General features: G+C 72.5%; 14 protein-coding genes and 2 pseudogenes. All 16 read right to left on the reverse strand.

What is annotated here, in order from left to right:
* Nucleotides 1–103: 103 nt before the first annotated feature.
* The gene (locus ACIRB7_RS15960) at nucleotides 104–1,168 is read right to left on the reverse strand and encodes a sugar phosphate isomerase/epimerase family protein (RefSeq protein ID WP_403598137.1); all 1,065 of its coding nucleotides are present in this window, start codon (nucleotides 1,166–1,168) and stop codon (nucleotides 104–106) included.
* 45 nt (nucleotides 1,169–1,213) lie between these two features.
* The gene (locus tag ACIRB7_RS15965; protein ID WP_403598140.1) at nucleotides 1,214–2,650 is read right to left on the reverse strand and encodes a nucleotide pyrophosphatase/phosphodiesterase family protein; all 1,437 of its coding nucleotides are present in this window, start codon (nucleotides 2,648–2,650) and stop codon (nucleotides 1,214–1,216) included.
* Nucleotides 2,647–2,943 (reverse strand): annotated as a pseudogene (locus ACIRB7_RS15970) (xylose isomerase); the annotation flags it as partial. The gene ACIRB7_RS15965 and the pseudogene ACIRB7_RS15970, both read right to left, overlap by 4 nt.
* 105 nt (nucleotides 2,944–3,048) lie before the next feature.
* Nucleotides 3,049–3,921: pseudogene (gene eboE / locus ACIRB7_RS15975) on the reverse strand (metabolite traffic protein EboE); the annotation flags it as partial.
* A 9-nt stretch (nucleotides 3,922–3,930) separates the two neighbouring features.
* Nucleotides 3,931–4,779: a TatD family hydrolase gene (locus ACIRB7_RS15980; RefSeq protein ID WP_403598143.1), complete on the reverse strand. Its 849-nt coding sequence runs from the start codon at nucleotides 4,777–4,779 to the stop codon at nucleotides 3,931–3,933.
* Complete coding sequence (locus ACIRB7_RS15985; protein ID WP_403598145.1) at nucleotides 4,779–5,333, reverse strand: EboA domain-containing protein; 555 nt, start codon at nucleotides 5,331–5,333, stop codon at nucleotides 4,779–4,781. Before ACIRB7_RS15985 ends, ACIRB7_RS15980 begins: the two co-directional genes overlap by 1 nt.
* A complete protein-coding gene (locus tag ACIRB7_RS15990) occupies nucleotides 5,327–6,223 on the reverse strand; it encodes a sugar phosphate isomerase/epimerase family protein (RefSeq protein WP_403598148.1) in 897 nt (298 codons plus the stop codon). The genes ACIRB7_RS15985 and ACIRB7_RS15990 overlap by 7 nt, the downstream gene beginning before the upstream one ends.
* Entirely contained in the window at nucleotides 6,220–7,155 is a 936-nt protein-coding gene (locus ACIRB7_RS15995; RefSeq protein ID WP_403598150.1) for an SCO3242 family prenyltransferase, read from the reverse strand. Before ACIRB7_RS15995 ends, ACIRB7_RS15990 begins: the two co-directional genes overlap by 4 nt.
* Nucleotides 7,152–8,369, reverse strand: a complete 1,218-nt coding sequence (locus tag ACIRB7_RS16000) for an inositol-3-phosphate synthase (protein WP_403598152.1) — start codon at nucleotides 8,367–8,369, stop codon at nucleotides 7,152–7,154. The genes ACIRB7_RS15995 and ACIRB7_RS16000 overlap by 4 nt, the downstream gene beginning before the upstream one ends.
* 116 nt (nucleotides 8,370–8,485) lie before the next feature.
* Nucleotides 8,486–12,160 (reverse strand): ThuA domain-containing protein, encoded by a 3,675-nt coding sequence (locus ACIRB7_RS16005; protein WP_403598155.1) that lies wholly within the window; start codon nucleotides 12,158–12,160, stop codon nucleotides 8,486–8,488.
* A gap of 246 nt (nucleotides 12,161–12,406) precedes the next feature.
* Entirely contained in the window at nucleotides 12,407–13,411 is a 1,005-nt protein-coding gene (locus ACIRB7_RS16010; RefSeq protein WP_403598158.1) for a sugar phosphate isomerase/epimerase family protein, read from the reverse strand.
* 12 nt (nucleotides 13,412–13,423) lie between these two features.
* On the reverse strand, nucleotides 13,424–14,638 hold the full coding sequence (locus ACIRB7_RS16015; protein ID WP_403598160.1) for a Gfo/Idh/MocA family protein: 1,215 nt from the start codon (nucleotides 14,636–14,638) through the stop codon (nucleotides 13,424–13,426).
* An 82-nt stretch (nucleotides 14,639–14,720) separates the two neighbouring features.
* Nucleotides 14,721–15,767 (reverse strand): substrate-binding domain-containing protein, encoded by a 1,047-nt coding sequence (locus ACIRB7_RS16020; RefSeq protein WP_403598163.1) that lies wholly within the window; start codon nucleotides 15,765–15,767, stop codon nucleotides 14,721–14,723.
* Nucleotides 15,768–15,884: 117 nt separating this feature from the next.
* Complete coding sequence (locus ACIRB7_RS16025; protein ID WP_403598166.1) at nucleotides 15,885–16,886, reverse strand: ABC transporter permease; 1,002 nt, start codon at nucleotides 16,884–16,886, stop codon at nucleotides 15,885–15,887.
* On the reverse strand, nucleotides 16,883–18,370 hold the full coding sequence (locus tag ACIRB7_RS16030; protein WP_403598830.1) for a sugar ABC transporter ATP-binding protein: 1,488 nt from the start codon (nucleotides 18,368–18,370) through the stop codon (nucleotides 16,883–16,885). Before ACIRB7_RS16030 ends, ACIRB7_RS16025 begins: the two co-directional genes overlap by 4 nt.
* Before the next feature lie 192 nt (nucleotides 18,371–18,562).
* Nucleotides 18,563–19,744: an ROK family protein gene (locus ACIRB7_RS16035; RefSeq protein ID WP_403598832.1), complete on the reverse strand. Its 1,182-nt coding sequence runs from the start codon at nucleotides 19,742–19,744 to the stop codon at nucleotides 18,563–18,565.
* Nucleotides 19,745–19,829: the final 85 nt, after the last annotated feature.

Genomic DNA, 19,829 nt, shown 5'->3' on the forward strand with positions numbered 1-19,829 from the left:
GTCTGTCGCTGCGGGTTTCCCTCGCGGCGACAGATGTAACTCTACCAGGGGTTCCAGGTGCCTTTCACCAGCGTTTTCCGTGGTCAGTGGGGCTCCGGAGGACTCAGCGGCCCTTCTCGCGCAGGGAGTGGAGGTGGGCGCTGGACCGGCGGGCGAAGCTCAGGGAGTCGACGGGGTTGTCGCGCTCGGTCTGCCAGTGGTGGGCGTGCCTGCCGTGGTGGGTGCGGTTCACCGCAGAGATGAAGCGCCGGTAGTCGATGTCGCCGTCGCCGACGTCCGTCATGCGGTAGCCGTAGGGCACCACGGAGTCGTCCCGGTCGCCGTCCTTGACGTGGAAGAGCGGGAACCGGTGGGGCTGGGCGAGGACGTAGTCGAGGGGGTCGAAGGGGGCGGGGGTGCCGTCCGGGCGGATGGAGTAGCGGTGCCGGCCGACGTACGCCCAGAAGACGTCCATCTCCAGGTGCACCAGGTCGGGGTCGGTCTCGGCGAGGAGGACGTCGTAGAGGCGCACGTCGGGTCGGTCGGTGGCGAAGGAGAACTCCTCCGAGTGGTTGTGCTGGTAGAACTTCATGCCGCGCTTCCTCGCCTCGGCGCCGTACCGGTTGAACTCCTCGGCGCAGCGCTTCCAGCCGTCGACGGTGGCGCCGTAGCGCCAGGGCCCGGAGGCGGTGCCGATGTGGGGCAGACCGAGGGCCGCGGCGTCGTCGAGGACGCGGTCGAGGTTCTGGGCGAAGGTGTACGCGGTGGGATCGTTCGCGTAGTAGCCGACATGGCTGCCGATGGGGCGCAGCCCGTGGTCGCGGGTGAGGCGCCTGAGCTCGGCGAGGGTGAGGGGGCCGGCGGCTCCCTGGCCGTAGCCGGCGTACTCGACCTCGTCGTAGCCGTACTTCTGCAGTTCGGCGAAGACGGCGGCGAAGCCGAGGGTGGCGACCTTGTCACGCAGCGAGTAGAGCTGGATGCCGAGGCGGCCGGGCGGCAGGACGGGGCGGCCGTGGCCGTGGCCCCGTGTGTCGGGGCCGGCGGCCGGGGAGGCGGCGGCGGGGGTGGCGGCGGTGCCCAGGAGGGCGGCGGCGGTGGCGCCGGCGGCGACGCCCAGCATGTTCCGCCTGCTGAGCCTGTGGACGAGTTCGGGGTCGGCGGCGGCTTCGGTACGGCGGGTGCGACTCATCTGTGGATAACTCCTTGGGTGTCGTCGGGGCCTGCTTCACTGGATTCAGCAGGCGGCTCCGGCCAGCCTGAGCAGCAGGTTCTTCACATCGGTGGCCGCGACGCGGCCGTCCAGGGCGCGGGGGGTGGAGCACAGGATGAGCGGACCGTCAGGACTGTCGTCGCTCGTGGGAAGGCGGCCATGGCTACCGCGAAGAGGTGAGGGGTCGAGGGGGACGACCGCGAGCCGGTACCGCATACCGAGCTTCTTGCGGGCGATCTCCCGTGCGGCCTTGATCCGTACGTAGGGGTCGAGCGGGTCCACGAGGAGTTCGGCGGGGTCGTAGCCGGGCTTGCGGTGGATCTCGACGAGCTGCGCGAAGTCGGGGGCGCGGGCGTCGTCGAGCCAGTAGTAGTACGTGAACCAGGCGTCGGGCTCGGCGAGGGCGACCAGCTCCCCCGAGCGCGGGTGATCCAGACCGTGTTCCTTCTTGCCGTCGTCGTCGAGGAGCCGTTCCAGACCGGGCAGGTCCGCCAGGGCTTCCCGGACGGCCGGCAGGTCCGCGGGGCGCCGGACGTAGACGTGGGCGATCTGGTGGTCGGCGACGGCGAAGGCCCGGGAGGTCATGGGGTCCAGGTACTCCATGCCGTCCTGGGTGTGGACCTCCAGGAGGCCGGCCCGGCGCAGGGCGCGGTTGATGTCGACGGGGCGGTCGACCCGCGTGATGCCGTACTCGGAGAGGACGACGACCGTGCGGCCCTCGGCCCGCGCGTCGGCGAGGAGGGGGGCGAGGACGGTGTCGAGCTCGGCGGCGGCGCGGAGGGAGCGCGGGTCGTCGGGGCCGTAGCGCTGGAGGTCGTAGTCGAGGTGCGGGACGTAGCAGAGGGCGAGGTCGGGGCGGCGGGTGCGGAGGATGTGACGGGTGGCGTCGACGATCCAGCGGCTGGAGACGAGGTCGGCGCCGGGGCCCCAGAAGTGGAAGAGGGGGAAGGTGCCGAACTTCTCGGTGAGTTCGTCGTGGAGGGCGGGCGGCCGGGTGTAACAGTCGGGTTCCTTGCGCCCGTCGGCGTAGTACACGGGGCGGGGGGTGACGGTGATGTCGGTGTCGGCGCCCATGGCGTACCACCAGCAGATGTTGGCGACGGTGTAGCCGGGGTGGGTGCGGCGGGCGGCGTCCCAGAGGCGGTCGCCGGTGACGAGGCCGTTGTGCTGGCGCCACAGCAGGACTTCTCCGAGGTCCCGGAAGTACCAGCCGTTGCCGACGATGCCGTGCTCGGCGGGGAGGGTGCCGGTGAGGAAGGTGGTCTGGGCGGTGCAGGTGACGGCGGGCAGGACGGTGGAGAGCGGTGCCTGGGAGCCGTCCCGGGCGAGAGCGGCGAGGTGGGGCATGTGCGGCAGGAGTCGTGGGGTGAGACCGACGACGTCGAGGACCAGGAGGGGGGTGGGCGCGGATGTGGCTGCGGCTGCGGCTGCGGCTGCGGGAGTGGGCGCGGGGTCGCTCATGGCAGTTCCTTGAGGCCGAGGTCGGTCAGCAGGTCACGGGCCAGGGTGAGTTCGGCGGCGATGCCGTCCGCGAGCCGGGCCCGGGTGCGGGGCCGGCGGTCGGGTGGGAGGGCCTGCCAGGTGTACGTCTCGACCTCCAGGTGATGGGTGCGGGGGTGGGGGCCGCCGACGAGGAGGGCGAGGGTGTCCTGGAGGACGGGGAGCGTGGAGTCGAGCGGAGGGGCGGGGGGAGCGTGCAGGGGGACGTGGAAGTGGGCGCGCCAGGGGGTGGCGTCGGGGAGGCCGGGGCCGGTGGCGTGGCCGGTGCCGCCGGATCTGGGGGCGGCGGATCCAGGTGCGGCGGATCCGGGGGCGGCGGATCCGGGGGCGTGACCGGGGCCGCCTGGTCCGGGGGTGCCGAGGGCTTCCGGGAGGTCGTCGGTGCCGCGCAGGCCGGCGGCGGTCCTGGTGCGGGTCTGGTGGAGGAAGCGCGGCTCGGCGAACGCCGCGAGCGCCGCCCGGACCTCGGGGAGGTGCGGCTGCTCGGCGTGGAGCGCGGCGGACAGCTGGGCCTTCGGGACCGGGATGGCGGCGGTGGCGAGGGCGTCGAGCGCGGTGCGGGGGTCTTCGAAGGAGGTCGCGAGGTGGCAGGTGTCGAGGCAGACGCCGATGCGGGGGCTCGGTACGGCCGCGAGCGCGGCGACGGCGTCGGCGACGGTCTCGACGGTGCAGCCGGGTTCCGGTTCGATGCCGATCCGGATGCTCCTCCCGGTGAGTTCCTCCAGGGCGTCGAGGCGCCCGGCGAGGGTGGTCAGCGCGGTACGGGCGAGGGCGGCGGCCCCGGCGTCGAAGGGGGTCCGCCAGGCCAGCGGCAGGGTGGACACGGACCCCTCGGTGACGTCGTCGGGGAGCAGCGCGGCGAGGAGCCGGGCGAGGTCGGTGGTGTGGGCGAGGCGTTCCGGGTGGGTCCAGTCGGGCCGGTAGACGCGGTACTTGACCTCGTCGGCGCCGAAGCCCTCGTACGGGAAGCCGTTCAGGGTGACCACTTCGAGGCCGCGACGGTCGAGCTCGGCACGCAGGGCACGGAGGGAGGCCGGGTCGGCGGTCAGGGAGCGGGCGGCGTCGCGGGCGAGCCAGAGCCCGATGCCGAGGCGGTCCCGCCCGAGGCGGCGGCGGACCGGCTCGCAGTGGTCGCGGAGCTGGGCGAGGACCCCGTCGAGGGTCTCGGCCGGGTGCACGTTGGTGCAGTAGGAGAGGTGGACGGTGGATCCGTCGGGGTGCCGGAAGCGCATGGGGGCGCCTCATTCCCCGCCGCGGCGGACCGAGTTGCCCTCGTGGAGTTCGGGCGGGGCGGGGACGTCGAGGTGGAGACGTCCGCTGAGCCCGTAGAAGGCGATGGGGTTGCGCCAGAGGACCTGGTCGACGTCGTCGTCCGTGAAGCCGGCGGCGAGCATGGCGTCGGCGACCGCTCGGGTTTTGAGGGGGTCGCTCCTGCCCCAGTCGGCGGCCGAGTTCACGAGGACGCGTCCGGTTCCGTACTCCTTGAGGATCGCGACCGTCCGGTCCTCGTCCATCTTGGTGTCGGGATAGACGGAGAAGCCCAGCCAGGCGCCGCTGTCGGCGGCCTCCTTGACAGTGGTCTCGTTGAGGTGGTCGAGGAGGACACGGTCCGGGGCGAGCGCGGACTCGCGCACGACGTCGATCGTGCGGCGCAGGCCGGTGAGCTTGTCGCGGTGGGGGGTGTGCACGAGGGCCGGGAGGCCGTGGTCGGCGGCGAGCTGGAGCTGCGCGGCGAGGGCGGCGTCCTCGGCCGGGGTCAGGGAGTCGTAGCCGATCTCGCCGACGGCGACGACACCGTCCTTGGCGAGGTAGCGGGGCAGGGCGTCGAGGACGGGGGTGCAGCGGGGGTCGTTCGCCTCCTTGGGGTTGAGGGCGAGGGCGCAGTGGTGGGCGATGCCGTGCTGGGCGGCACGGAAGGGCTCCCAGCCGAGGAGGGAGTCGAAGTAGTCGAGGAAGGAGGCGGGCGAGGTGCGCGGCTGGCCGAGCCAGAAGGACGGTTCGACGACGGCACGGACACCGGCGTCGTACATCGCCCGGTAGTCGTCCGTGGTGCGCGAGCTCATGTGGATGTGGGGGTCGAAGATGCGCATCAGGACTCCTCGGCGGCGGCGGTGAGGGCGAGGACGCGGGTCAGATCGGCGGGGAGGGCGCGCCCGGCGGCGGTGCGTTCGGCGGCGTGGTCGGCGAGCATCCGGGCCAGTTCGATGTCATCGGCGGCGCGGTCGGCCAGTCCGGCGACGGCGCTGACGGGGACGCCGGTGAAGAGACATTTGAGGAGGGCGTGGCGCCACGCGTGGGGGGTGAGGTGGGCGGCGGCGTAGGGGCCGAGGGCGGCGGCGAGCAGGGTGGTGTCGTGGGTGCGGAGGGCGTCCTCGACGAGGGGAAGGGCCTCGGGCCCGGTGACGAGGTCGGGGAGGGCGAAGAGGACGGCGCGGCGCTCGGCGGCGGTGCCGTGGTGGTAGAGGCGGGTGAGGGTGTCGGGTCCGGCGCCGTACGCCCGGAGGAGAAGGATGCGGGCCTCGTCCGCGTCCGGCCGGCCGCAGTGCCGTCCGGCGGTGACGAAGCGCTCCTCCCAGGCGGGGGCGCGGGCGGCGGCTTCCGCGAGGGCGGAGTCCAGCCAGGCGCGGGCGGTGGCGGTCAGCATGTCGGGGTCTCCTGGCGCAGGAAGGAGAGGGAGGTGCGGGCGAGTTCGGGTCCGGCGTGGGAGTGCCGGGGCAGTTCGACGACGGTCAGCCCCGGGTAGCCGCCGGCGGTGAGTTCGGCGAGGGCGGCGAGTACCGGCGGGAAGTCGATCTCTCCGTCACCGAACGGCAGGTGTTCGTGGACACCGCGGCGCATGTCCTCGATCTGGACGTGGTGCACCCAGGGGGCGGCGGCGCGGAGGCAGTCGGCGGGAGGGAGTGGTTCGAGGCACTGGCAGTGGCCGAGGTCGAGGGTGAGGCCGAGGGCCGCGGGTTCGGGATCGCCGAGGAGGCCTCGCAGGTGGTGGAAGTCGTCGAGGGTGGCGAGGAGGTGACCCGGTTCGGGTTCGACGGCCAGGGGGACATGGGCGGCCCGGGCCGCCTCCAGGACGGGGGTGAGGGAGACGGCGAGCCGTTTCCAGGCCTCGTCGGGCGGGGTGCCGGCGGGGAGGGTGCCGCTGAAGCAGTGCACGGCGTGCGCGCCGAGGTCGGCTGCGACCCGCACAGCCCGCAGCAGCAGTTGGACGCGGGTGGCCCGGTCCTCGGGGTCCGGGGCGAGCAGGGACGGGCCGTGCTTGCGACGCGGGTCGAGGACGTAACGGGCGCCGGTCTCGACGGTGACGCCGAGGCCCAGCTCGTCCAGGCGCCGGGCGACCCGGGCGGTGCGGGCGGCGAGGTCGGGAGCCAGGGGGTCGAGGTGCATGTGGTCGAGCGTCAGCCCGACGCCGTCGTAGCCGAGGTCGGAGAGGAGCCCGAGGGCCTCGTCGAGCCGGAGGTCGGTGAGGCCGTTGGTTCCGTACCCCAGCCGTAGCGGGGAGGTGGAACGGGCGGGGCCCGTGGTGCTGCTGCTCATGTGGGGCTCACCTTCCGGGCGAGGGCCCGGGCGGCCGGGACGAGACCGAGCAGCGCGAGCGCGGTTCCCGGCGCCCCGGCGCGGGCGGCGAGCGCGGCCTGGAGCGGGATGGTGGCCCGGATCCCCCCGCCGACGGCCCGCTCAGTGAGCGCGGCGGACGGGTTGAGCGCGGCGTGCAGGAGGAGGGTGGCGGGGGTACGGGCGTAGGCCAGGGCGAGGAGGGGGCCGAGACGGGCTGCGCCGGACGTCGCGCCCGCTACCGCCAAGGTCACGGCGAGGGCGGCCAGGGGGGTTCGGGTGGAGCCGCCTTGGGTTTCGTGGCGGGAGACGGCGGTGACGGCGTAGGTGTGTGCCCCGAGCAGCGCGGCGGACGGGAGGGCCCGCAGGGCGCGGGCGTCGGCCGGACGGCCCGACGTGACGGGCGGCCCGGAGCCGGTGCCCGGTCCGGACCGGCCCGTCCGCCCGGCAGCGGGCATCGAGGCCGTGGCACCCAGGAGGAGGTCCAGGGCTCGGGCGGTGGCCATGGTGGCGGGGCCCGCCGGGGTGTGTTTGAGGCCGAGGTCGTAGGCCCAGACCGTGGTGGCGAGGGCGGTGGCGACCGCGAGGGCCCGGCGGCCCGCGTGGGCGGCCAGGCCGAGGCCGGTCGCGGTCAGGGCCGCCGAGGCGGCGAGGGCGGCCCCGGGGGTGATGCGGCCCGAGGGCAGCGGGCGGTGGGGGCGTTCGGCGGCGTCCTCCGCTCGGTCGGCCCAGTCGTTGAGGGCCATCCCCGCCTCGTACAGACAGAGTGAGGCGCCGATCGCGCAGAGCGTGCCGCGTCCGGGGCGGGCCCCGGCGGCGGCCGCCCCGGCGAGTGCGTCGCCGGGCACCGAGGCCAGCGCGGATACGCGGAGGAGTTCCGCCCACGCCCTCGCCTTTCCGGCGCGGCCGGTCACCGGGACGTCTCCGGACCGGACCGCGGACCCGCGTCCGCACCCACACCCGCGTCCGTGCCCGAGCCCGCATCCCCACCCGCGCCCGCACCCGCACCCGCACCCGCACCCGTGCCCAACGTGTGGCCGAAGGTCAGCAGGCGGGTGTACTGGTCCGCGAGGGAGGCCGGTGGGGTGCCTTCCGGGTCCTTGAAGTAGAAGGCGAGGTCTTCCAGGGGGCCCGTGCGGCCGACCTCGTGGGCGCGGGCCGTGAGGCGGGCCAGGTCGAGGACGAGGGGGGCCGCGAGGGCGGAGTCGCAGCCCTGCCAGAGGGTCTGGAGGATCATGCGGCTGCCGAGGAAGCCGTCGAAGGCGATGTGGTCCCAGGCGGTCTTCCACTCCCCCAGGGCGGGGACGTCGTCGATGTGGACCTGGCCTTCGACGCCGGTGCCGAGGGTGTCGGTGAGGACGCGTTCCTTGCCGGCGTTCTTGGCGGCCGCGGCCGCCGGGTCGGCGAGGGCGGCCCCGTCGCCACCGCCCAGGAGGTTGCTGCCGGACCAGGCGCGTACGGTCAGGGCGCGCTGGCGGAACATCGGGGCGAGGACGGCGCGGAGGAGGGTCTGTCCGGTCTTGCCGTCGCGGCCGGCGTACGGCAGTCCGCTCGTGGCGAGCGGTGCGGCGAGGGCGGGGTGCCGCAGTCCGGTGGACGGGGTGAAGTTGACGTACGGGCAGCCCGCGCGGAGTGCCGCGGCCGCGTAGAGGCTGCTGGGTGGGAGCCCGGCGCCCCCCGACGCCGGCTCCGTGGAGGCCACATTGACGACCACGACGCGGTCCAGGCCAATCCTCTGCCGGAAGTCCGTCAGGTCGTCGGTGAAGGCGGTGATCAGTTGTTCGTCGGTGCGGGTGTCGCCGGGGGCGGGTCCACCGGGGCGGATCTCCCGGTCGGCGGCTTCGAGTTCGGTGTGGACGGCGTCGGCGAGGCCGTACGGGAGGACGCCGGCGGTGGTGAGCTGTTCGGCCCGTTTGGGGAGGGGGCATGCGGTGGTGTCGTGTCCGCCGAAGACGAGGGAGGCGAGTGGGGGAAGGCCGGCGTCGGCGAGCTCGGAGGTCTCGGTGGCCAGGCCGGTGGGCGGGTGGAGTCCGGCGACGAGGGCGGCGCAGCCGGCCACGGTGGTGGTGGCGACGGAGCCTCTCGCGCCGATGAGCCAGATTCCGGTGCGGGGTGCGTGGGTGGTCATGGCGTCGGCCTCCCTGGGGGCCGCGTTCGGCCTCCCTGTGGGTCTTGGACGGTGGGGGTGACGGTGGGCGGGGGGTACGGCGCCGCCCCGCCCACCGTCGGCTGGGTGGGCTCCCGTCAGGAGGGGAGTTCCTTGATCCGGATGTCGCGGAAGGCGGCCTGGTCGTCGGCTCCGTGGTTCTGGATGCCGATGTGGCCACTGGCGAGGCTGCGGGCCGGGTCGGTGTTGGTGAAGTCGTTGATCTTGATGCCGTTGAGGAAGACCTGGAGGCGTTCGCCCTGGACGCGGAGTTCGTACGTGTTCCATTGGCCGGGCGGTCGGAGTGCCTGGTCGCGGGCCTTGAGGTTGGCCGACTTGAAGCCGTAGACGGCTCCGGTGGTGCGGTCGGGGGCGTCGGTGGCGTCGATCTGGATCTCGTAACCGTTGTTCACGGCGGACCAGGGGTCGTCGGAGGCGGGGAAGCCGACGAAGATGCCGGAGTTGTCGTCGCCGGTGAGTTTCCAGTCGAGGGTGAGGGAGTAGGACCGGAACTCCTTGGCCTGGTACCAGAGCATGCCCATGCCGCCGGTGGAGCGGAGTTCACCGCCGGTGATGTCGAAGGCGCCGGGTCCGGCCTGCTTCCAGCCTTCGCTGGTCTCGCCGTTGAAGAGGTCGCGGTAGCCGGTCCGGGGCCGGCAGTCGGCCTTGACCTGACCGGTGGCGTACTGGAGTCCGCCGAGGAGGTGCTGTCGGAAGGCGGGTTCGGTGTACGACTCCTTGGTGTGGCCGCCGCCGGTGTAGAAGGAGCGGCCTCCGCCGTAGGTCTGGCACCAGGCGATGGGGTGGTCGCCCTTCATGGTGCCGCCCTGGTAGGTGGTCTCGTCGAGGGTGGCGAGGATGCGGGCCTGGCCGCGGGGGTTGGTGCGGTAGTTGTACCACTCGTCGGTGCGCTGCCAGGGTCCGTCGAGGTGGGCGGTGGCGGGGTGGTCGTGGTCCTCGACGCGGACGGTGGCGGGCTGGATCTGGGGGTGGGAGTGGAAGTGGGCGCCGACGAGTCCGCCGTAGAAGCTCCAGTCGTACTCGGTGTCGGCGGCGGCGTGGACGCCCATGTAGCCGCCGCCGGTGGAGACGTAGTTCTCGAAGGCGGCCTGCTGTGCGGCGTCGAGGACGTCGCCGGTGGTGGAGAGGAAGACGACGGCGTCGTAGCGGGCGAGGTTGTTGGTGGTGAACTGGCGGGGTTCCTCGGTCGCGTCGACGGTGATGCCGTTCTGGGCGCCGAGTTCCTTCAGTGCCGTGATGCCGGTGCCGATCGAGTCGTGCCGGAAGCCCGCCGTACGGGAGAAGACGAGGACGCGTTTGGCGTTCCGGTCGACGGGGGCGCTGGAGAGGGTGAAGTCGTCGACGTCGTAGAGGGCGCCGGTTCCGCCCTTGAAGACGAGGAAGAGTTCGGTGGTCTTGCGGGGTACGTTCCGCAGGGGAACGTCGATGTCCTGGAAGGTCTCCCAGCTTCCGGTGACGGGGACGGGTGCGGAGCCGTGGAGGGTGCCGGTGGGTGAGCCGGTGCGGACTTCGAGGAAGCCGCCGACGCCGCCGGAGGAGACGCGGGCGGTGAGCTTGGTGGCTCCGCTCAGGTGGTAGGGCTTGAGGGAGATCCAGTCGCCGTCGTGGATGTCGCCGACGGTCCGTCCGCCGTTCGCCTGGGTCTTGTCGAAGACGTTGACGCCGTGCTGGGCGTCGAAGTGTTCGGCCTGGCGGTGGCGGGGCTGGAGTTTGGCCTGGTCGTGGGTGGTGAGGGCGGCCTGTCCGCCGCCTCCGCCGTCGGTGTACTCGGCGTCGAAGACGGCGAAGATGTTGGCGTCGTCGTCGTGGCCGCCGTCGGAGGAGGTCTTGATGGTGCCGGTGCAGCCGTTGGCCGAGGTGACGGGGTGGCCGTGGCTGTCGTGGCCGAGGACGTAGGTGACCTTGACCTTGGCGCAGTCGATCGTGCCGTCCTCGGGGTCGGTGACCTTCACCCGGAAGGGGATCTCGTCGCCGAAGGCGAAGAGGGCTCCTTCGGCGGGGAGTTCGAGGGTGACCTTGGGTGCGGTGTTGCCGACGACGACGTGGACGGAGGCGGAGCCGGTGCGGCCGGTGGCGTCCTTCGCCGTCACGGTCGCGGTGTACGTGCCGTTCTTGCGGTACGTGTGCGTGGGGTGGGCGGCCGTGGACGTGCCTCCGTCGCCGAAGTCCCAGCTGTAGGTGAGGGTGTCGCCGTCGCCGTCGGTGGTGCCGGCCGAGGAGAAGGAGACCCTCAGGGGGGCCACGCCGGAGGTCTTGTTCGCGCCGGCTTCGGCGACCGGGGAGCGGCCGCCGGTGGCGTTCTCGATGCGGTAGAGGCCGGAGTTGTGGTCGCCGCCGAACCAGGCGGTGCCGTAGTCGAGGACGTACAGCGCGCCGTCGGGTCCGAAGGCCATGTCCATCACCTGGGTGCCGGTCCAGGGCATGGCGTTGATGGAGGCGACGGTGCCGTTGTCGTCCTGGTCGACGCGCTTGATCCAGCGGCGGCCGAACTCTCCGGCGAAGAAGTCTCCGTCGTACGCCTCCGGGAACTTCACCGGGGAGGTGTTGGCGGGGTCGTGGCGGTAGACGGGTCCGCCCATGGGTGATTCGGAGCCGGTGCCGAATTCGGGTACGGAGCCGCCGTTGTAGGGGATCCAGGCGGGTTCGGCGGGCGGCAGGTCGACGAGGCCGGTGTTGTGCGGGGAGTCGTTCTTGAGGGCGCCGCAGTCGTAGGTGGCACCGGAGGTCCTGGTGGCGAAGTCGTATTCGACGTAGGGCTCGTTGTCGCCGGTGCAGAACGGCCAGCCGAAGTTGCCGGGCTTGGTGACACGGGCGAACTCGACCTGTCCGGCGGGGCCTCGCTCGGGGTCGGCGGCGCCGGCGTCGGGGCCGTAGTCGCCGACGTAGAGGATGCCGGTGGGCTTGTCGACGCTGAAGCGGAAGGGGTTGCGGAAGCCCATGGCGTAGATCTCGGGCCGGGTCTTGGCGGTGCCGGGGGCGAAGAGGTTGCCGTCGGGGACGGTGTAGGTGCCGTCGTCGGCGACCTTGATGCGGAGGATCTTGCCGCGGAGGTCGTTGGTGTTGCCGGAGGTGCGGCGGGCGTCGAAGGCGGGGTTGCGGCCGGGGCGTTCGTCGATGGGTGTGTAGCCGTCGGAGGCGAAGGGGTTGGAGTCGTCGCCGGTCGACAGGTAGAGGTTGCCCTGGGCGTCGAAGTCGATGTCGCCGCCGACGTGGCAGCAGATGCCCCGGGTGGCGGGGATGTCGATGACCTTCTTCTCGCTGGCGTTGTCGAGGGTGCCGTCGGCCTTCAGCGTGAAGCGGGAGAGGCGGTTGACGCCGTCGTAGGGGGTGAGATCGGCGGGGGTGCCGTTCTCGGGGGCGTCGCCCGCGGGGGTGTTCAGGGGCGGGGCGTAGTAGAGGTAGATGGCCCTGTTGCGGGCGAAGTCGGGGTCGAGGCCGATGCCCTGGAGGCCTTCCTCGTCGTGGGAGTAGACGGGGACGGTGCCGATGACGGTGGTGTTGCCGGCGGCGTCGGTGCGGCGGAGTTCGCCGCCGCGGTCGGTGTGCAGGACGCTGCGGTCGGGGAGTACGGCGAGGGACATGGGTTCGCCGACCTCTTCGCCGCCCTTGGCGAGGGTGACCTGCTGGAACTGCTCGGCGGTGGGGGCGGCGGGGTCGGTTTCGGCCGCGAGGCCCTGGGGGGCGCCGAGGGCGAGCAGTCCGACGGTGAGGAGGGCGAGTGTCTTCCTGGCTCGGGGGCGTTTTCTCTGCACAGGTGTCCTCCGGAGTTGGGCCGTGTGTGCGGGGGGTCCGGGGACCGGCGTGCGCCGTCACGCTGGTCACATCACAGTGTTACGTCATGTACACATCAGGGACCGTAGCCGCGTTCGTCCACCACGGAAAGCCCTTGTGCACCGACGCGGTCGAACTTTTCCCTGCGACAGGACAAAGGCTCTCGCGGGCACGCCGGACCTGCCCGGCCGCACCACGGCCGCCGGGCACGGTCCCGTGCGTTCGGCTCAGTCGCCGCTGCCGAAGGCCGCGTCGAAGGAGGCCGTCGGCGGGTCGAAGTCGTACCGCTTGAGGAAGGACAGCGCCTCGGGCGCCCCGGTCAGCCGGTCCATGCCGGCGTCCTCCCACTCCACCGAGACGGGCCCGGCGTACCCGATCGACCGGAGCATCCGGAAGACGTCCTCCCAGGGCACGTCGCCGTGACCGGCGGAGACGAAGTCCCAGCCGCGCCTCGGATCGCCCCAGGGCAGATGGGAGCCGAGCCGCCCGTTGCGGCCGTCGAGCCGCTTGCGGGCCTCCTTGCAGTCCACGTGGTAGATCCGGTCGCGGAAGTCCCACAGGAAGCCGACCGGGTCGAGGTCCTGCCACACGAAGTGGCTGGGGTCGAAGTTGAGCCCGAACGCGGGGCGCCGGCCGACCGCGTCCAGGGCCCGCTGGGTGGTCCAGTAGTCGTACGCGATCTCGCTGGGGTGCACCTCGTGGGCGAAGCGCACCCCTTCGGCGTCGAAGACGTCGAGGATCGGGTTCCACCGCTCCGCGAAGTCCTCGAAGCCGCGCTCGACCATGCGCTCGGGGACCGGCGGGAACATCGCGACCAGATGCCAGATGGAGGAGCCGGTGAAGCCGACGACGGTGTCGACGCCGAGCGCCGCCGCGGCCCGCGCGGTGTCCGCGAGCTCACGGGCGGCCCGCCGCCGTACGCCCTCGGCGTCGCCGTCGCCCCAGATGCGGGCGGGGACGATCGCCTGGTGGCGCTCGTCGATCGGATGGTCGCAGACGGCCTGCCCCACCAGGTGGTTGGAGATCGCCCAGCACTTCAGGCCGTACGCGTCGAGCAGTTCCCGCCTGCCCTTGACGTACGCGGGGTCGGCGAGGGCCTTGTCCACCTCGAAGTGGTCGCCCCAGCAGGCGAGTTCGAGCCCGTCGTAGCCGAAGTCGCGGGCGAGCCGGCAGACCTCCTCCAGGGGCAGGTCGGCCCACTGGCCGGTGAAGAGCGTGAAGGGTCGTGGCACGGTGCGGAGCTCCTAACTCGGTACGGGGGTGGGGACGGCGGTGTAAAGGGCGTCGTTCCTGGCGCTGTCCTCCACGGCCGCCAGGACCCGCTGGACCTGGAGGCCGTCGGCGAAGGAGGGCGCCGGGGCGGTGCCGGTCGCGACGGCGTGGACCAGGTCGCGGGCCTGGTGGACGAAGCTGTGCTCGTAGCCGAGTCCGTGGCCGGGCGGCCACCAGCCCTCCAGGTACGGGTGGTCGGGTTCGGTCACGAGGACGCGGCGGAAGCCCGCCGTCACGGCCGGCTCGGTGTGGTCGTGGAAGGACAGTTCGTTGAGCCGCTCCAGGTCGAAGGCGAGCGAGCCGCGCTCCCCGTTGAGCTCCAGGCGCAGCGCGTTCTTGCGGCCGGCGGCCATCCGGGTCGCCTCGAAGGAGGCGAGGGCGCCGGAGGCGAGCCGCCCGGTGAACAGTGCCGCGTCGTCGACCGTGACCTGCCCGTACGCCTCCGATCCCGCTCCCCCGCCGAGACCGCCCGCGCCGACGCCCGCGAGCCGTGGCCGCTTCCGCACGAAGGTCTCCGTGAGCGCCGACACGCCGACGAGGAGTTCCCCCGTCAGGTACTGGGCGAGGTCGACGGCGTGCGCCCCGAGGTCGCCCAGGGCGCCGGAGCCGGCGTGTTCGCGTTCCAGGCGCCAGGTCAGCGGGAAGGCGGGGTCGACCAGCCAGTCCTGGAGGTAGGTGACCCGGACGTGCCGCAGACTGCCGAGGCGTCCGTCCGCGACGAGCCGGCGGGCGTACGCGAGGGCGGGCATCCGGCGGTAGTTGAAGCCGACCATGGAGATCTGGCCCCGGGCCGCGGCCGCTTCGGCGGCCGCGGCCATCGTCTCGGCCTCGGCGACCGAGTTGGCGAGCGGCTTCTCGCACAGGACGTGCTTGCCGGCCTCCAGGGCGGCGACGGCGATCTCCGCATGGCTGTCGCCCGGGGTGCAGATGTCGACGAGCTGGACGTCGTCGCGGGCGATCAGGGCGCGCCAGTCGGTCTCGGCGGCGGCCCAGCCGTGCCGGCGGGCGGCGGCCCGGACGGCGTTGGCGTCACGGCCGGCGACGGCGGCGAGGACGGGTCGCAGCGGCAGGTCGAAGACGTGGCCCGCGGTGCGCCAGCCCTGTGAGTGGGCGGCTCCCATGAACGCGTAGCCGACCATGCCGACGCCGAGCGTCGGCGGTGCGGCCCCGCTCTCCGTCTGTTCCATACGGTTCCTCCGTTTCGTGGTGCGGCGAGGTACTGCTCCCCGGGGGCGGTCGGGCCTCCGGGGGCTGCCGGTTCTGGGTCGGTCAGTTGAAGCCGGTGGGCAGGTACTCGTCGACGTTCTCCTTGGTGACGACGGCCGAGTAGAGGGTGAGCGAGGCGGGGATCTCCAGTTCGGCCATGCCGCCGATCCCCTTCTTCTGGCCGAGGGCGCGGGCGAGGTCGATCGCGGAGGCGGCCATGGTCGGCGGGTAGAGGACGGTGGCCTTGAGGACGCTGCTGTCGGCCTTGATGGCGTCCATGGCGGACCGGGCGCCGGCGCCGCCGACCATGAGGAAGTCCTTGCGGCCGACCTGGGCGATGGCCCGCAGCGCGCCGACGCCCTGGTCGTCGTCGTGGTTCCAGAGGGCGTCGAACGTCGGCTGGGCCTGCAGGAGTTGGGCCATCTTGGCCTGGCCGGACTCGACGGTGAAGTCGGCGGCCTGGCGGGCGACCTTGCGGATGTTGGGGTAGTTCTTGAGGGCGTCGTCGAAGCCCTGGGTGCGCTGTTTGGTGAGTTCCAGGCTGTCCATGCCGGCGAGTTCGATCACGGTGGCGTTCGGCTTGTCCTTGAGCTGTTCGCCGATGAAGTTGCCGGCGTTGAGACCCATGCCGTAGTTGTCGCCGCCGATCCAGCAGCGGTAGGCCTGCGGGGAGGCGAAGATCCGGTCGAGGTTGATGACGGGGATGCCGGCCTTCATGGCCTGGAGGCCGACCTGGGTGAGGGCCTTGCCGTCGGCGGGGAGGATGACGAGGACGTCGACCTTCTTGTTGATGAGGGTCTGGACCTGACCGATCTGGGCGGCGGTGTCGTTGGAGCCCTCGGTGATCTCCAGGGTGACCTCGGAGTACTTCTTCGCCCGGTCCTTGGCGTTCTGGTTGATGGCGTTGAGCCAGCCGTGGTCGGCCTGCGGGCCGGCGAAGCCGATGGTGACGGGGGTGCCCGGCTTGTCGTCGGCGGCGGGGGCGGCGCCAGCGACGGGGGCGGTGTTCCCCGAGTTCTTCGGCTCGTTGCTGGTACAGGCGGTGAGCAGGGCGCCGGCGGAGACGGCCGCGCCGCCGAGGAGGAGGTGTCTGCGGCTGGTTTCGGGCATGGCGGTGGATCCCTTCCGAGGGGTGGTGGTGAAAGGGGGGTGGTGAAAGGGGGGTGGTGAGAGGGGGGTGGTGAGAGGGGGCGGCTCTTGGGACAGGGGCGCGGTCGTGCGTCGCCGTCAGGTCTCGCCGTCGCGGGCCGTGCGGCGCTGGATCAGGACGGCGGCGACGATGATCGCGCCCTTGGCGATCTGCTGGACGTCGCTCTGCAGGTTGTTGAGGGCGAAGATGTTGGTGATGGTGGTGAAGACGAGGACCCCGAGGACGGAGCCGACGATGGTGCCGCGGCCGCCGCTGAGGAGGGTGCCGCCGATGATGGCGGCGGCGATGGCGTCGAGCTCGTACAGGTTGCCGTTGGTGTTCTGGCCGGAGCCGGAGAGCACGACGAGCAGGAACGCGGCGATGCCGCAGCACAGTCCTGAGAGCAGGTAGAGGAAGAGCCGCTGGCGGCGTACGTCGATGCCGGCGAGGCGCGCGGCCTCCGGGTTGCCGCCGACGGCGATCGTACGGCGGCCGAAGGTGGTGCGGTTGAGCAGCAGCCATCCGGCGACGGTGACGGCGGCGAAGACGAGGACGAGCGGCGGGATCCCGAGGACGTAGGCGTCGGGGATGCCGAGGTCGAGGACGGACGGGACGGTGACGATCTGCGTCCTGCCGTCGGTGATCTGGAGGGCGAGGCCGCGGGCCGAGGCGAGCATGGCCAGGGTCGCGATGAAGGGGACCATTCCGCCGTACGCGACGAGGACGCCGTTCACGAGCCCGCAGCCGACTCCGACGGCGACCGCCGTGAAGAGGATGCCGGCGAAGCCGAACTCCTGGGTGGCGACGGTGGTGGCCCAGACGGAGGCGAGGGCGACGATCGCGCCGACGGAGAGGTCGATGCCGCCGCTGGTGATGACGAAGGTCATGCCGACGGTGACGACACCGATCACGGAGGCCTGGGTCAGGACGAGTTGCAGGTTGGAGGTGGCGAGGAACTCGGCGGGCCGGGTGAGGCCTCCGACGGCGATCAGGGCGACGAGCACGCCGAGCAGGGACAGGTTGCGGACGTCGGCCCGGAGGCCGAGCGCGCTCCACCGTCCGTCACTCGGCGGCGACTTGGCGGGGGTGGTGAGGGTCATACGGCCGGGCTCCCTTCCATCACGAGGTCGAGTACGCGGTGTTCGTCGAGGTCACGGGCGGGCGCCTGGTGGACGACGCGGCCTTCGCGGAGCACCAGGACGCGGTCGGCGAGGCCGAGGACCTCGGGTACCTCGCTGGAGACGAGGAGGACGGCGAGGCCTTCGTCGGCGAGGCCCCGGATGACGGCGTACAGCTCGGCGCGGGCCCCGACGTCGACGCCTCGGGTGGGTTCGTCGAGGAGGAGGACGCGACAGCCGCGGAGGAGCCAGCGGGCGAGGACGGCCTTCTGCTGGTTGCCGCCGGAGAGGGTGCGGACGGGGGCGTCGGGGAGGTCGGGGCGGAGCGAGAGGGTGCGGGTGGCGGTCCTCGCGGTCTCGCGTTCGGCGGCCCGGTCGATCCAGCCGGCCCGGGAGAAGCGGGCGAGGGAGGAGACGGAGACGTTGCGGGTGACGGATTCGAGCAGGAGCAGGCCCTGCGCCTTGCGTTCCTCGGGGGCGAGGCCGAGTCCGGCGGCGACGGCGGCGGGGACGCTGCCGGGGCGCAGGGGCCGCCCGTCGACGATCACCCGGCCGGCGGTGGGTTTCCGTGCCCCGTAGACGGTCTCCAGGATCTCGGACCGGCCGGAGCCGACGAGCCCGGCGAGGCCGACGATCTCGCCGGGGCGCAGTTCGAGGTCGAACGCCTCGAACTCGCCTTCCCTGGCAAGGCCTTGGACCTGGAGGACAGGTACGGCGGTGGGGGGTTCGGCGGGGCGTTCGGGGAACACGTAGGGGACGTCCCTGCCGGTCATGAGGGCGACGATCTCGCGGGTCGGGGTGGTCGCGGCGGGCAGTCCGCGGGCGACGGCCCGGCCGTCCTTGAGGACGGTGACGCGGTCGCCGATGCGGCGGATCTCCTCCAGGCGGTGGGAGATGTAGACGACGGCGACGCCTTCGGCGGTGAGGTCGGCGACGATCCGGAAGAGGTTGGCGACCTCGTCGGGGTCGAGGGCGGCGGAGGGTTCGTCCATGACGATGAGGCGGACGTCGTGGGAGAGGGCGCGGGCCATGGAGACGATCTGCCGCTGGGCTGCGGAGAGCGCGCCGACGCGCCGGTCCGGGTCGATCTCGGGGTGGCCGAGGCGTTTCAGGAGGGCGGTGGTGGTCGCCCGCGCGGCGCGGGTGCGGACGAATCCGGCGGTGGTGGGTTCGTGGCCGAGGTGGACGTTCTCCGCGACGGAGAGACCTTCGACGAGGTCGAGTTCCTGGTAGATGGTGGCGATGCCGAGCCGGACGGCCGCGCTCGGGGAGCGGAGCCGTACGGGTTCGCCGTTCCAGGTGATGCGGCCGTCGTCGGGCTGGTGGGCGCCGGCGAGGACCTTGATGAGGGTGGACTTGCCGGCACCGTTCTGGCCGAGGAGGCAGTGGACCTCGCCGGGGGCGACGTCGAGGTCGACGCCGTCGAGGGCGCGGACGCCGGGGAAGGACTTGGTGATGCCGTGCATGGTGAGCAGGGGTGCTCGGGGCGGTTGTTCCTGAGGCATGGTGGAGGTCCCCTCGGCGGGTGTGGGTGACGCCGGAGCGGGTGGACGAGGTGGGCCCGGCGGTGCGGGCCGGTGGGTGTGTGCCCACGCGTTCCGCCCTGCGGAACGGGTGCCCACACACCACAGGCGAGCCGGCGAGCTGCGCCGACGGGGTTACGCCGGGGAGAAGAGGTGGTCGCTGATGAGGCGGGCCGCGCCGGTGACGCCGGCGGTCTGGCCCAGTTCTCCGAGGACGATGGGCAGGTTGCCGGTGGCCAGGGGCAGCGACTGCCGGTAGACCTGGGTGCGGATGCTGGCGAGGAGGTTGTGACCGAGGCCGGTGACGCCGCCGCCGATCACCACCAGACCGGGGTTGAAGAAGCTCACGAGTCCGGCGATGACCTGCCCGACCCGGTTTCCGCCCGCTCGAATGAGGGCGAGCGAGGTGGCGTCACCTGCGGCCGCCGCGGCGGCGACGTCGACGGCGGTGAGGTGCCCGGCCGCCGCGAGCCGGGCGGCGAGCTCCTCCGATCCGCCGCCGCGCGCCGCGTCCTCGGCGTCGCGGGCGAGGGCGGCGCCGCTGAAGTGGGCTTCCAGGCAGCCGTTGTTGCCGCAGGCGCAGGGGCGACCGTCGGGTTCGACCTGGATGTGCCCGATGTCGCCCGCGCTGCCCGTCGTACCGCGGTAGACCTCTCCGCCGACGACGATGCCGCAGCCGATGCCGGTGCCGATCTTGACGCAGAGGAAGTCACCGACGGAGCGGGCGACGCCGGCGTGCTGCTCCCCCATGGCCATGAGGTTCACGTCGTTGTCGACCATGACGGGGCAGCCGAGTTCCTGGCTGAGTGCCTCCCGTACGGGGAAGCCGTCCCAGCCGGGCATGATCGGCGGCGCGACGGGGACGCCCTCGGGGAAGCGGACGGGTCCTGGGACACCGATGCCGGCGCCGTCGAATCCCTCCGCGAGTCCGGTGGAGCGGAGCTTCGCCGCCATCGACAGGGCCTGTTCGAAGACGGCGACGGGACCCTCGCGGACGTCCATGGGATGGTTGAGGTGTCCGAGCACCTCCAACTCGGCGTTGGTGACGGCGACGTCGATGGAGGTGGCGCCGATGTCGATGCCGAGGAAGCGGAGTTCGGGGGCGAGTCGGATGTTGTGGGAGCGACGGCCGCCCCGGGAGGCGGCGAGACCGTCGGCGACCACGAGACCGGTCTCCAGGAGCCGGTCGACCTCGACGGCGAGCTTGGAGCGGGAGAGATCGATCTGATCTCCCAGCTGGGCGCGGGAGTTGGGTCCTCCGTCGCGCAACAGCCTGAGGAGCCGCGCCTGATGCCGGTTGGCAGGTCGTGCCGTCATGCGTCTCACGCGCCCCTCCCTCTCGCACACGCTCGTCTGCGGGCTTTCGAGGGGAACGTAGCAGCGGCGTACCGGAGTGGGAAGA

The sequence above is a fragment of the Streptomyces sp. NPDC093795 genome (assembly GCF_044764665.1).
In the GTDB taxonomy this organism is placed as follows: Bacteria; Actinomycetota; Actinomycetes; order Streptomycetales; family Streptomycetaceae; genus Streptomyces.

Bases quoted from the DNA above. Each gene is read 5' to 3' on its own strand.
- ACIRB7_RS15965 (WP_403598140.1), bottom strand. From the start codon at position 2,650: ATGAGCGACCCCGCGCCCACTCCCGCAGCCGCAGCCGCAGCCGCAGCC.
- ACIRB7_RS16025 (WP_403598166.1), bottom strand. From the start codon at position 16,886: ATGACCCTCACCACCCCCGCCAAGTCGCCGCCGAGTGACGGACGGTGG.
- ACIRB7_RS16030 (WP_403598830.1), bottom strand. From the start codon at position 18,370: ATGCACGGCATCACCAAGTCCTTCCCCGGCGTCCGCGCCCTCGACGGC.
- ACIRB7_RS15990 (WP_403598148.1), bottom strand. From the start codon at position 6,223: ATGAGCAGCAGCACCACGGGCCCCGCCCGTTCCACCTCCCCGCTACGG.
- ACIRB7_RS16015 (WP_403598160.1), bottom strand. From the start codon at position 14,638: ATGGAACAGACGGAGAGCGGGGCCGCACCGCCGACGCTCGGCGTCGGC.
- ACIRB7_RS15980 (WP_403598143.1), bottom strand. From the start codon at position 4,779: ATGCGCATCTTCGACCCCCACATCCACATGAGCTCGCGCACCACGGAC.
- ACIRB7_RS16035 (WP_403598832.1), bottom strand. From the start codon at position 19,744: ATGACGGCACGACCTGCCAACCGGCATCAGGCGCGGCTCCTCAGGCTG.
- ACIRB7_RS16000 (WP_403598152.1), bottom strand. From the start codon at position 8,369: ATGACCACCCACGCACCCCGCACCGGAATCTGGCTCATCGGCGCGAGA.
- ACIRB7_RS15985 (WP_403598145.1), bottom strand. From the start codon at position 5,333: ATGCTGACCGCCACCGCCCGCGCCTGGCTGGACTCCGCCCTCGCGGAA.
- ACIRB7_RS15960 (WP_403598137.1), bottom strand. From the start codon at position 1,168: ATGAGTCGCACCCGCCGTACCGAAGCCGCCGCCGACCCCGAACTCGTC.
- ACIRB7_RS16020 (WP_403598163.1), bottom strand. From the start codon at position 15,767: ATGCCCGAAACCAGCCGCAGACACCTCCTCCTCGGCGGCGCGGCCGTC.